The sequence below is a fragment of the Flavisolibacter ginsenosidimutans genome (genome assembly GCF_007970805.1).
Taxonomy (GTDB): Bacteria; Bacteroidota; Bacteroidia; order Chitinophagales; family Chitinophagaceae; genus Flavisolibacter; species Flavisolibacter ginsenosidimutans.
Genome location: NZ_CP042433.1, coordinates 1,687,496 through 1,700,761 on the forward strand (window position 1 = coordinate 1,687,496; position 13,266 = coordinate 1,700,761).

General features: G+C 46.8%; 9 protein-coding genes. 4 read left to right on the top strand and 5 right to left on the bottom strand.

Features of this window, described 5'->3' with window-relative positions; genetic code table 11:
* Window positions 1-3: 3 nt before the first annotated feature.
* The 3 genes from FSB75_RS07000 (at window position 4) to FSB75_RS07010 (ending at window position 4,591) form a co-directional block, all read left to right on the top strand.
* Complete coding sequence (locus tag FSB75_RS07000) at window positions 4-2,022, top strand: aceric acid hydrolase (protein WP_146784757.1); 2,019 nt, start codon at window positions 4-6, stop codon at window positions 2,020-2,022.
* 194 nt (window positions 2,023-2,216) lie between these two features.
* Window positions 2,217-3,011, top strand: a complete 795-nt coding sequence (locus tag FSB75_RS07005) for a phospholipase D-like domain-containing protein (RefSeq protein ID WP_146784760.1) — start codon at window positions 2,217-2,219, stop codon at window positions 3,009-3,011.
* A 218-nt stretch (window positions 3,012-3,229) separates the two neighbouring features.
* A complete protein-coding gene (locus FSB75_RS07010) occupies window positions 3,230-4,591 on the top strand; it encodes a GmrSD restriction endonuclease domain-containing protein (RefSeq protein ID WP_146784764.1) in 1,362 nt (453 codons plus the stop codon).
* Window positions 4,592-4,665: 74 nt separating this feature from the next.
* Here FSB75_RS07010 and FSB75_RS07015 read toward each other — a convergent pair whose 3' ends face one another.
* The 4 genes from FSB75_RS07015 to FSB75_RS07030 all read right to left on the bottom strand — a co-directional run bounded on the left by FSB75_RS07015 (window position 4,666) and on the right by FSB75_RS07030 (window position 11,178).
* Window positions 4,666-8,061 (bottom strand): glycosyl hydrolase, encoded by a 3,396-nt coding sequence (locus FSB75_RS07015; protein ID WP_146784767.1) that lies wholly within the window; start codon window positions 8,059-8,061, stop codon window positions 4,666-4,668.
* Between the two features lie 177 nt (window positions 8,062-8,238).
* A complete protein-coding gene (fucP, locus tag FSB75_RS07020) occupies window positions 8,239-9,567 on the bottom strand; it encodes an L-fucose:H+ symporter permease (protein ID WP_146784770.1) in 1,329 nt (442 codons plus the stop codon).
* 42 nt (window positions 9,568-9,609) lie between these two features.
* Complete coding sequence (locus FSB75_RS07025; protein ID WP_146784773.1) at window positions 9,610-10,062, bottom strand: MaoC/PaaZ C-terminal domain-containing protein; 453 nt, start codon at window positions 10,060-10,062, stop codon at window positions 9,610-9,612.
* Window positions 10,063-10,077: 15 nt separating this feature from the next.
* Complete coding sequence (locus FSB75_RS07030) at window positions 10,078-11,178, bottom strand: Gfo/Idh/MocA family protein (protein ID WP_146784776.1); 1,101 nt, start codon at window positions 11,176-11,178, stop codon at window positions 10,078-10,080.
* 265 nt (window positions 11,179-11,443) lie between these two features.
* Here FSB75_RS07030 and FSB75_RS07035 point away from each other — a divergent pair, with 265 nt between their 5' ends.
* Window positions 11,444-12,349, top strand: a complete 906-nt coding sequence (locus tag FSB75_RS07035) for an AraC family transcriptional regulator (RefSeq protein ID WP_146784779.1) — start codon at window positions 11,444-11,446, stop codon at window positions 12,347-12,349.
* A gap of 64 nt (window positions 12,350-12,413) precedes the next feature.
* On the opposite strand, the gene FSB75_RS07040 is transcribed toward FSB75_RS07035, so the two are convergent.
* On the bottom strand, window positions 12,414-13,265 hold the full coding sequence (locus FSB75_RS07040; protein WP_146784782.1) for an amidohydrolase family protein: 852 nt from the start codon (window positions 13,263-13,265) through the stop codon (window positions 12,414-12,416).
* Window position 13,266 lies beyond the last annotated feature (1 nt).

Consider the following 13,266-nt stretch of genomic DNA (forward strand, 5'->3'; position numbering starts at 1 on the left):
ACGATGAAAAAGATTTGTGCCGCTATCGTTTTTGCCTCACTCCTTTCCAGCAATGCTTTTGCGCAGGACAAAAGCTTAACCAACACCTCCAAAAGTTCCTTCGCAAAATTGTACAGCGTGAACATGAACGATGTGCAATGGACCACCGGCTTTTGGGCCGAACGCTTCAAGGTGTGCAAAGACTCGATGGTGCCGAACATGTGGCGCATCTACAACGACCCAAACATCTCGCATGCGTTTGAAAATTTCAAAATTGCCGCAGGCCTTGATACCGGCTCGCACAAAGGCCCATCCTTTCACGACGGCGATTACTACAAAACACTCGAAGCCGTTGCCGCTTTGTATGCCACTACCAAAGACAAACGCCTTGACGAAGCCATGGACAAAGCCATTGACGTCATCGGCAAGTCGCAACGCAGCGACGGCTACATTTACACCAAGAACGTCATCGAGCAAAAGAAAACCGGCGATAAAAAACAATTCGAAAGCCGCCTCAGTTTTGAAGCCTACAACATCGGTCACCTGATGACGGCCGCCTGCGTGCATTACCGTGCAACGGGCAAAACCTCCCTGCTCGACATCGCCAAAAAAGCATCCGATTATCTCTACCGCTTTTACGATACGGCCAGCGCCGAAACAGCCCGCAACGCCATCTGCCCTTCGCATTACATGGGCCTTGTGGAAATGTACCGCACCACCGGCGACAAGCGCTACGAAAGCCTCGCTAAAAAGTTCATTGACGTTCGTGGTGTGTCCGTTGGCTCCGACGACAACTCCGACCGCTACCGCTTTCGTGACATGCAGGAAGTGCAGGGCCATGCGGTGAGAGCAAATTATTTGTTTGCCGGCGCTGCTGATCTCTATGCCGAGAACGGCGACACCTTGTTGCTCTCAACACTCTATCGCATGTGGGACGATGTGGTGAACCACAAGATGTACATCACCGGAGGCTGCGGCGCTTTGTACGACGGCGTTTCCAACGACGGTACTTCGTACAACCCCAACGACGTGGAGAAGCTGCACCAGGCTTACGGCCGCAAGTACCAATTGCCAAACCTCACGGCGCACAACGAAACCTGCGCAAACATCGGCAACCTGCTTTGGAACTGGCGCATGCTGCAAATCACCGGCGATGCAAAATATGCCGACGTGCTGGAAACGGCTTTGTACAACAGCATTCTTTCCGGCATCAGCTTAAACGGAACAAAGTTTCTTTACACAAATCCCCTCGCCTACTCCGACGACATGCCCTTTCAGCAACGCTGGTCGAAGGACCGTGTGCCCTACATTGCTTTGTCCGATTGCTGTCCGCCCAACGTGGTACGCACCGTGGCCGAAGTAAGCGATTATATGTACAGCCTGTCCGACGAAGGATTGTACGTCAATCTTTACGGCGGCAATCGCCTGCAAACAACGTGGAAGAACAACTCCATTCGCCTGACGCAAACAACGGCTTATCCCTGGGAAGGCGCCGTTACGTTTACCGTTGAACAGATGCCCGCAACCGCTTCGCTTTTTTTGCGCATCCCGGCCTGGGCCGGCGGCGCCACCATCCGTGTGAACGGAACGCCGTATGCAAAAGCGGTGGAAGCCGGAGCCTATGTGCAATTGAAACATGCGTGGAAGAAAGGCGATGTGGTCAAACTCTTTTTGCCGATGGAAGCAAAGCTGATTGAGTCCAACCCGCTGGTGGAAGAAACACGGGCGCAGGTGGCCGTGAAGCGTGGGCCGGTTGTCTATTGCCTCGAGTCGGCGGATGTTCCGGCGGGCAAAAACCCTTTCCAATTTGGCTTGCCGGTGACGGCGAAGTTTACCACCGAACCGATAACCATTGACGGTGCAAACATTATGAGTTTAAAAACCTCCGCACGGTTGATTGACGACGGCAGTTGGAACGATAAGTTGTACAAAGAAGTTTCGCAAAAGCCTGCACCGTCTGCGCCTGTCCGGCTTATTCCTTATTTCGCCTGGGGCAATCGTGGCCACGCAGAAATGACGGTGTGGATGCCGGTGAGCCGATAAGATTTTTATGTACTGAGCTACATTGCTACTATTGAGCGTCTGTTGCGTCGCACACTTGTGGGTTTATATCGGCATTGAGCAATAAAATTTATAGTCAAATAGGTGATTTCGAAGAATGAATTTGCTATGATTGTTCATGAAATGAATTTTTTAGAGGGTGTACTTGCACATATCTTAGTGTAGGTATCAATATTATGATTGCAGCATCGTTCAGCGACATTCGTAAAAAAATTCAGCAGAATATTGACCTATCCAAGGACTCAATTTTAGTCTCAGTCGCTTGGTTTACTAGTAAAGACTTGCTTGGCAAACTAATAGACAGGATTGAATACGGCTGCAAAGTTGAAATTATCATTAGTGACCATCACGAAAACCAAAGATTAAGTTTTACGCAGTTTATAGAGAAAGGTGGTCAAATTCACATTTTACAGACACGGAGTGGCAAGTTCTTACACGACAAATTCGCCTTGTTTGATAACACTAAACTTATTGCTGGTTCTTACAACTGGACAAATTCAGCCGAGTTTTTTAATCATGAATTTATTATCCAAAGTGACGAGCCACAATTGACTAAACAATTCAGCATCAGGTTTGAAAACCTCAGAAAGATTGTTACGAACTACGACAAGCAAAAACTAATGGTTAGCGATAACTTAACGGCTGAGACAAAAGAAGAAGAATTTTTACGACTTGAGAACGAGTTGCATGATGAGTTAATTCAGTCAATTGACTTAACGTTGAAAGCTGGAGCAAAAGTTGACAAGCATATAATTCTAAATCAGATTTACCGATACGGTGCAATTGGAGCAGCAAATAGACTTATCAAAGAGGGTACAGAGAAGCTACATTCCGGTTTTATCAAGCTATACGACGTCAACAGACTTGATTTGACAATCGAAAGCATCATACTCAAAGAAAAGTACCGTATTTTATTCAGTCACGACATTTTGGAGAAGGCACAGCAAAGACTTGATAAGCTTAAAACTTGACCGAAAGTATCTGTCAAAGCGCTAATGCCGTTGGTCGTGAGTTTGTTTCGCCGACAAAGTGCAAACAACAAAGCTAACTTAAACCTGAGGTCCTCCATCAAGCAGTATGAACAATGAACCTTAATTTATAAATTCGGAATTAATTCTCTGTTGTGATTATGTATTTTCCAAACTGCGCAAAGTCCTTCTGTGGGCAAAAATTTTAAACTTATTACAATATGGCTTTAGAACCTAAGAGTACTGGATTCAGGAGTATTAAAAATCTAATGAACAAAATAAATGCTAACCGTGATTTAGAAAAGGCAACGGTGGTTTCCGTAGATGATGACGATGTCCCTGCTTGGCAAAGGCAAATTGTTTGGAACGAAGTAGAAATGGGTTTACTTGCTTATAGTATCTTAATGGGTTACCCAATTGGTGTAATAATTCTCTGGCAAAAACCCGATGGCGTACGAGTTCCGATAGACGGTCGGCAACGATTAACTGCAATCAAAGAATTTTTTAATGGAAATGTTGCAATTCCGAATTTGCCAAAAGTCAATGAAACTTTCAGAAACAAAAAATATAAACTACATAATGGTGATTTGGAAAAAGGGTTTATCGCTGTTACCTCCAAGGAAAAGGATTTATTCGAAGATTATGAACTCAATATTATTCAATATGAGAATATCGACGAAGAAACCGCTATGGATATTTTCGTCATGTTGCAAGGAGGCAAAAGCTTGACGAAAACGGAAGTTCGAGCAGCATTGGGTGGTAAGCTTTGTGATTTCATTACTGAATTAACATCCACGTCAGTTAGCTCGGATGACGAAACAGAAGAAGAACCAGTACCACAACACTCACTGTTTAAATCCTTAGCGAAAAATGTAAGGAATGTGAGAAAAGCTCATAGAAATATTGCTGATGTTTTAGTCCATGAAGTCCTTTACCCTAATCAAGACAAACATTGGAGTAGCCTCGAAATAATGTATAGAGACAAGGTCAAGGGATTAACTGAGACCGACAAAAACAAAGTAAGAAGCTTATTAAATAGGTTTAAAAAGGATTTCACGAGAAAGATAAACCAGCAGGACGTTTTGGCACCGCAGTTAAGGTCTGCTTTTTTTATTTTATCTGTATTTAAAGCTTGGAAAGAATTACATGAAGAGTACGATTTGCCTTCGCACGTAAATTTTCCATCATTGCTGGCAAACTTTGAAAGACTTCGTGTAGAAAACCCAGATGAATATCCATTCATCAATTTTACTGCTGCACTAAGCAACGCTGGTTATGCTCAAAACAGAATAAAGCAACGACATGAAATTTTACTCAGCTTTTTCCTGAAAGAAATACCGACAGCGATGCCAAAAGACAGAGACCGAAGAAATTTTTCTGTTGAACAAAAAATAGCCATTTGGGAAAAAGCAAAGCACCAATGTGAATTCAAAGACGATAAGGATGTAAGATGCGCTGAAATCTTCACAAACTTTAAGGATGCCGATGCAGACCACATTATCAAATGGTCAAATAATGGGCCGACTACAGTTGAAAATGGTAGACTGTTATGCCAAAGACACAATAGGGGCCGGAAAGATTAAGTAGTGCTTATTATGAGTTTGATAAAAGTAATATTGGACTCTGGAAAGTGACATGCATTTACAAGGCATTAATGTTATTTGTAAAAACTCTCTACCCTCACCGGCCCTAACAACCCCGCCCGCAACAAAACCTTCCCTTCCATCTTAAAGGGATAAACCGTGCTGCTGATTCGCCTTTCAACCGGCAGTCTTGCATCACCAATCATCCGGTTGGCCCAGGTGTTGATCACTTCAATCTTTATCTTGTTTACGCCGGGTTTCAAGGCGTTTGTTATGGGCAGGCGGTAAGGCGCCGTCCAAATCGTTCCGCAAAGCTTGTCGTTCACCCAAACTGTTGCCATGTTCGCTACCTCGCCAAGGTTCAGCCAAACATGCGCAGCCCTTTTCCCCGGCTTCCAGCTAAATGTATTTTGGTAAACCGCCGCGCCGGAATAATACCGCACGGCAGAATCTTCGCTCCTGCTCCAGTCCATCAACGTTGGCCAGGTCAAGGGTTTCGCCGGTCCGCCAAGCGCTGGGTCAAAGTTTACCGTCCACGGTGAGGTAATGGTTGCAACCACCTTTCTTTCACTCGCCGGTGCTTTTGCTGCCTTCTTTGTCGGTTGTTGCAACACTACAAACACGGAACCGTAGCCTTCCAAATGAACCGGCAATTCCGTTCTGCCTTCGCTCATCGTCCATTCGCTTGCTGTGGTTATACTTCCGTCAACCGCATTCCACAACTGGGGCACCTTGCCCGCCACCCGCAGTGAAAGAGTAAGGTCTCTTGCCGCAGCCGCCTGGTTCGAAACAAAATAAATATCGAAGTCTTTTCCCGCACGGTGCGTCCACACCAGGCTATCCGCACGATTGCCATTGTCCGTTGTTGCCATAAAATCCGGCGCAATGCTTAATCCTTCCAACGACTTTTGGTTAAACACACCGGTAATGACTTTTCCTTTTCCAACTACATGCGTTGAACCGTTCGTGCTGTTGGCAGAAAAAGAGGCAAAGACCTTTTGCAATTCACTCTTGTCGTCTTTCAATCCAAACGTTATCTTGCCTTCATTCGCCAACAACACCGTTGCACCATCTTTCGCCAATGCCACAATCTTCTTCGCCGCTTCCACCGACAACGAGCCGCTATCGGGCAGCATCTTGTGCACATCCGGTACCACCAACAATTTGTAGTTAGCGCCGGTGCTCAATGAAATATTATTCCCTCTCACACTCGATAAATTCAACAGCGCATCGGGATTGTACGAATCATAAGCATAACCACGCAACGGGTCGTTCCATAGTTGCGCATCGCTTGTATTGGCAACGTAAGTCACACCGTTTTCCGGCTTGCGTGTGGGCACGCCTTCGTTGGCCAAACGCTTCGCTTCACGCTCCGCCGCTTCTTTGCCAAACAAGCCGGGTAGCGTTGGCACCAGTCGTTCGGGCAACAGGGAACGGCGGGGATATTCTTCACCGGTGAACACCGCAATGTCCGTTACTGGCTTGCCCATTTGCAACAGGCCCTGGCAACGTTTGATGTAATCCGTCCACACACTCACTCTCGGCCACCAAGTTTGGTCACGCTGAAACAACAGGCCAATTGCATCCAGCGTCACGCCGGGCTTTTTGGCTAACCAGGGATTGTGCATGAACACATGAAACACGAGGCGGTTAATGCCCAGCGCAAAATTCCGATCAGCCAGCGCTTTCAACATGCCGGGATGTTCATCAAAGGCCTGTCGTATTTCGGTAAAGGCTTCTGCTTGAATGATGTTCTTGCCGTACACATGCGCCCCGCTGATGGCGTCCAGCATGTCGTTCGGCTTGTCGTGCGTTGGACTGCGCAACCAGAATTCACCCATGGGCAAATCAACTTTTGCGTAGTGTTGCATGCCGTCGCTCAGCATCGTTGGCGCCACGCTTTCCGCACTGAACTGCATGCCGGCTTTGTGTGCCAATGTTTGCAGCGTGCCGTAAAACTTATCGTTCAGCAAATCGGATATGGTGCGCCGCACATCGTACAAAACGCCTTCGGAAACCTTGTTGCTTTCTACGGGGATGCCAGCCATCACGGGCAGGTAAGCATAAAGGTCATAGCCTCGCCGCTTTTTAAATTCTTCCCTGAAATTTTTCGACCAGTTTTGGCTGCCGCATTCCCAACTGTCCACATGAAAAATCTTCACGACTTCTTTGGCCGTGGCACCGCCCTGCTTCATAATCTCACCAAACCAGTTGTTGAATTGAAGCGTTACGGCATCGGGACTGAACTTGTCGCACTCCAATCCTTTGCCGCCACCGCCAGTTTCGTTTCTATGTCCGGTTGACGTGTGACCAATGCGAATGATTGTCCAATTACCGGCGGGAACATTCCAGGTAAGCTTACCGGCCTTGTCCAAGTATTTTGTGATGTCAATGATGTTCTTCAACGACACAAAATCTTGTGATGATAGTTGGGTATCGGTTGTGCGCTTGCTCACCCGCCACACCTCGCCGTTCTTGCCTTCGTATTGATGAATGCGTGGCTCTGATGAAAGCCCAAGTCCTTTAATGTTCAGCGAAGCTTTCCACTTAGCCGCATCCAAATCTTCCGCACCGGGTTCGATGCCACGCTTGCTGTAAACAAAACGGAAATAGCGGCTCGTGACTTCAGGGATTGCATGCGTGTAATCGCTGTCCCAATCCTGCCAGCCGTGACGAGGCGCTTCGAGGCGTGTATAAAAATGAAAGTTCTTTCCGTCGTCACTTGTTTCAATAATCAGATGATTGGTGATGTAAGCACTGCGGCCGTAGAGCCAGTTTTTTACCACGAGGGAACGAAGGGTAAAGGGTTTTTCAAAGCTGTATTGAATCCAGCAGGAGTCGTCGCTGGAAAATGATTTTGTGTTATTAGGCTCAGCCAAAAATTGCGCATCAACGCCGGTGCTGGTGGTGATTTTTGGCTTGACTGTTCTTGTTGAAACTCCTGTGCCGGGCAAAGAGGGAAACGCAAATACGGCAATGTCTTCGTAATAATTTTCAAGTGCCTTAGGTTTGGGCAGCGTGTCTGAAAAAACTTTTCCGCCTTGAAGATTCACTTGTGACCACACCACTTTTTGCATGGAGTTCTCCGGTGTAATCCAAGGCCCGCCGGCCAAGGCAAAACCGTCGCTTACGTGAAAGGCCAATTTCAATCCTAAACGTTTGCTTTCGCTCATCGCAAACTTTATCATCTTCCACCATTGCGGGGAAAGTTGTCGTGCAGGATTAGGATAAATGGACGGAGACGTTGTGTCTTTAATCGGCATGAGATAAGCACCGGCAACGCCGCCTCTTTTCATTGCTTCCAAATCGGCGGTGATGCCTTCAGCAGAAACAGCGCCGTTCAGCCAATACCAAAATACCCAGGGCTTTGCGGCATCGGGTGGCGATTGAAAAACCTTGCGTAAATCAGTTTGTGCAAACGAAGAGGTGATGCAGAATGAGAGAGCCAGGAAGAGGATGAATTTTTTCATGCGAGAAATTTTGAACCACAAAGACGCGATGGCACCAAGGTGCACAAAGGATTTGCTTCGTGTTGCTTCGAGTCTTTGTGCCTTCGTGGTTCTCTTTGCTCAATAGAATTACCAACTGTACAAGAGTGCGACGCAACGAAAGCTCAAAAGTAGCGCTGGCTCTTGGTTCATAAAATATCAACTCAATACCACAGGCTTTTCGTGTTCTCGTGGCTTGTAACCTTTCAGCGAAAAATAAATAATCACCAAAAAGCAAAGCAGCGGCACGATGTAACCAGGTTGTATTTTATCGCCGCTTAAATCAATAATGGTTCCCATGATGTAGGGGAAAATGGCGCCGCCAATGATGGACATAATCAGCAGCGACGAACCAATCTTCGTGTCTTCGCCCAGGTCAACAATGCCCAAAGAAAAAATGGTGGGGAACATGATGGACACGAAGAAACCCAGACCGCACAAGGCATACACAGCCAGCTTTCCGTCAATTAAAATGGCCGTGGCGCAGAGCGCTGTGCAGATGACAGCGTAAATAAGCAACAGCTTTTGTTGCTTTATAAATTTCAAGAAGAACGTGCCGATGAACCGTCCGCCCATGAACAAAAAACCGTAAACACCAAGGAAGGCAGCAGCTGCTTTTTCGTCAATACCGCCGCCTTGTTTTGCCATGCGAATAAAGAACGAAGTAATGCAAACCTGTGCGCCCACGTAAAAGAATTGTGCAATCACCGCCCACGTCAGATGCTTGTGACGAAAGGCTTTTGCAAACTGCGAAAGCTTCGCACTTTTTGATTCGGACTTTACTTCAGGGAAATGAAAAAGGCTGAAAAGAACAGCCACCAAAACAAAGCCACCGGCAAGCACGAGGTAAGGAATCTTCACTGCCGATGATTCCGTATTTAAGTAAGCAAGTTTTGCTTCCGGCGACATGCTTGCCAATTCATTTTTTGTCTTTTCAATGCCGGAAAGAATAAACGTTCTCCCAACGATAGCCGCAACAAATGCAGCCGAACCGTTGAAGGCCGCCGCAAGGTTCAAGCGAATGCCCGCACTTTCCTGTGGACCTAATACCGCCGCGTAAGGGTTGGCGGCGGTTTCCAATGTTGCAATGCCGCAACCAATAATAAACAAGGCAAAAAGAAAGAGTTCAAAACTTCTGGCATTAGCGGCAGGATAAAACAACAAGGCGCCAGCCGCAGCCACGCACAAGCCACCAATGATGCCCTTCTTGTAGCCCCATTTTTTCACCAACATCCCCGCGGGAATGGCCATAAGAAAATAAGCCAAATAAACAGCCGTGTCAATCAGGGTTGATTGGCGGTTGTTTAATTCGCAAGCTTTCTTTAAGTGCGGAATTAAAATGGAATCGAGATTGTGCACCATGCCCCACAAAAAGAAAAGCGAGATAACCAAAATGAAAGGAATCAGGTAAAGCTTTTTGTTCGTCGCGTTACCGTTGGATGAATTTGTTACTGCTTGCGAAACGGTTTCAATCGGCAGTTGTGCCATAATGTTTTTTTCTGTTTGAATGGTATGAATGAAGAACGCTTTTTACGCAGTAGTTGTCTTTCTCTTGGCCAGGAGCAAATGGTCACAAACCAGCACGACTTCGCCATGCTGGTTAATGACTTCAACATGCTCCGTTACCGAACCGTATTCGGGTTTTTTTGCCTCGCTTTTTTCGCTGATGGTGATTTCCGAATGAATGGTATCGCCGATGTGGACAGGCTTTACAAAACGCAAGCGATCATAGCCTTTTGAAAAAGCTTCGGGATTGATTTCGGAAGCCGTTAAGCCGATGCCGATGCTGAAAATCATGGTGCCGTGGGCGATGCGTTTTTTAAAGGGCTGCGTTTTGCACCATTCTTCGTCCATGTGGTGCGGAAAGAAATCACCGGTATGGCCGGCATGGACCACGAAGTCTGTTTCAGTGATTGTCCGGCCAAGCGTTACACGCTTTGAACCCAATTCGTAATCTTCAAAAAAAATGGATTTGAAATACATGGAGAGAATGATGAATTATGAGTTATGAGTTATGAATGACGTCTTGCCTGAATCCTGCAACCTTGAAATCGGCACACCGCCTTGTTCGCTGGAATTGTATGCCGCTTCTACTACGGCCATTGTATTGATTACGTCTTCCACACTTGTCAGCAATTTCGAAGATGATCCTTCTTTATAGCGCATCAGGCTTGCCATCGTGCCCACGAAAGCTTCGGGAAACCATGAACCTTCAAGCGAAACTGTTTTCCATTCCTTGCCTTCGTCAAGCAAACAGTATTCAAACACATCAGGCACGCCTCGCGGATAATCCATCAACAATCCCATTTTGGCTTTGACAGCGCCTTTTGTTCCTTCCCACTTGATAAAGCTTTCCTGGTGCCGTGCGCCAAAATCGTGATCGTGATTGGTATTGATGACGGCACGAAGCGTATCGCCGTAGTCCATTACAATCGTTGAACGCGAAGAGGAAAGCGGCTTTGCGGGATGTTTGTAAGTCTTTGCCATTACCGTTTTTGGATTGCCCAAAAACGAGCGAATCAGGTCAATGTAATGAACGCTATGGTAAAGAATCTCCAGCCGCGGATGTACCATTACGTGCGGGAAAATTTCCCAGGGCGTGTTGATGGTAACGCGAACTTCCACGTCGTACAATTCGCCGATGAAATTGTTTTCGATTAGATAACGGGCTGCACTGACAAAAGGTGCAAAGCGTAATTGAAAATTGATGGCGGCAACAAGGTTTTTTTTGCGGCAGACTTCCAAAATCTGCTGCGCCTGCGCCAGGTTATCGCCCATTGGTTTTTGAATCAACACGGCACTGCCATCGGGCAATTGCTCAAGCGTTTCTACAAACTGTTCGGGCATGATGGTAAGGTCATACACTGCGTTTGAAGGCGCGGCTGCAACGGCATCGGCAACGGTATCGAAAACCTGCGGAATGGAAAATTGCGCGGCTAATTTTTGCGCTCTTTCTTTTGTGCGATTGGTAATGCCAAACACGGTAAACCCGGCTTTTCGATAAGCGGGCAAATGTGCGTCGCCCACAATGCCACCGGCGCCAATGATGACGATGGGCTGCACTGTTTTTGGCAATTCGGGCTTGTAGGGTATGTTCATGTTTCGTTTGGCTTCGTTATTTATTTTTTGGTTCGGGCGGCCCATCCCGACCTTCCCGGTGGGAAGGCCATCTAAGCACAAACCTTGCTTTGCAACGTTTCTAATTTTATTTCAATCAGCCAGAAAGCTTTAAGTTTTCCTTCCGCTTTGAGAGTCTTCATCCCCTTCCCACCGGGAAGGGCTTTAGCACCGTCTGCCCGCTTTCAGAAAAAGCTGTTGGGGTTAGGCCCGTTCTTTTTTATTTTACGCTTCCAAGTTTTGCTGCATGAAAACAATTGCCAAAGAAGGCTCGTATAAAAACATCTGGCACGGCACCGGACGGCAACGGATTGAAATTCCAAAAACGGTGCTGAAAGCGCAGGTACTCAGCAACGCCTTGTTGCAATCGCTTTACGTTGCCAGCCTTGGTTATTACCCCCAAGCCAAAGGGCATTACACGTACCGCAAAAAAGGCTTGCCCGAAAACTTTCTTTTCTTTTGCGTGGACGGAAAGGGCTGGTACAAGATCGGCAACGAACGTTTTGACGTAAGCCCCAACGAATTTTTTATTTTGCCGCAAAACGTAGAACATGCTTACGGAAGCAATGAATACGAGCCCTGGAGCATTTATTGGATTCACTTCGGCGGCACGTCGCTTGCCGACTTTAACGCCTTGCCGACGGTGAAAGAACATTGCCGCCCGGCGCACATTAAAACAAGCGACAACATTGTGGCTTTGTTCAACAAAATTTACAAAACGCTTGAATCGGGTTACAGCATTGACAACCTTGTTTTTTCCAACTTTTGCCTCTCGCATTTCCTGACGCTTTTTCTTTACAACGGCAAGCACTTTGACGCCGGCGTCGGCAAGCCGGGCATCATTGACGATGCCATTCGTTTTATGCAGGACAACATCAACAACAATCTTACGCTGCAAGACCTTTGCGACCATTTTCATTATTCATCGTCGCGGTTTTCCAGTCTTTTCAAACAACGAACGGGTTATTCGCCCATTGATTATTTTATTCAGCTTAAAATGCAAAAGGCCAGCCAGGCACTTGACTTCACCGACCAATCCATCAAAGACATTGCGGCTGAATTTGGCTTCGACGATCCGTATTATTTTTCGCGGCGCTTTCGCAAAACCATCGGCGTTTCGCCCAAGAAGTACCGTTCTATTCGCAAAGACTGATGACAGTGATGGTGAATGGTCAATAGGGAGTTGTCGTGACCATCGCTCCCTTTCTTCAAAGAACTTAAAGATTGTAAAAAGAAACCGCATTGCCTGCGTACACTTTCTCTCGTTGTGCCTCAGGCAACAGGGAATCAATCACGCTTTTATAGACATTCCATGTGTACGCATAGCTTCCGGCCAATAAAGACACAGGCCAGTCGCCACCGCAAAAGCAACGATCTGCGCCAAAGTTTTCCAGCGCAAAGGCCACACAGGACTTAATGTCTTCTGCCGACCAATCTTGTTTTTTTGTTACCGTACCCAAACCGGAAATCTTCGCGAAGAAATTTGGAAGGGCCGACGCTTCTTTCATCAGGTCGCCCCAACGGCCAAACTTTTCTCCGCTTGCAATTGGCGGATGGTTCAGGTGATCGAAAACCATTTTTAACGAAGGAACTTTTTGCGCAACCTTCAGCACGGTTTCGATGTGTTCCGGCAATACGCCAACCACGTCGAACGGAAGATTGTTCTCCGCCAATATTTTCAGGCTTTCTAGCACCTCTTCCTGCAACAACCAACGCGGGTCGGTTTCGTCGTGAATGAGGTGACGCATGCCTTTGAAATACTTGTTGCGCAAATATTTTGTTTCCAACAATTCTTGCGTTTGATCGGATTGCATCAGCGGCAACCAACCTACCACGCCTACAACGGATTCTTTTCTTTCGGCCACTTCCAACATCCAATCCGTGTCTTCATAATTGTTTGCCGATTGCACGAGCACCACGCCGGTTACACCAACTTTTTTTTGCTCCTCTTCTACTTCTTCAATGTGATGCGTACGGTTAAGAATGGACGTATCGCCTTCCAGCCACAAGTAATAAGCCTTGTCAAAATTCCAAACGTGCAAATGCGTATCAATAATTCGCTGCGCCATT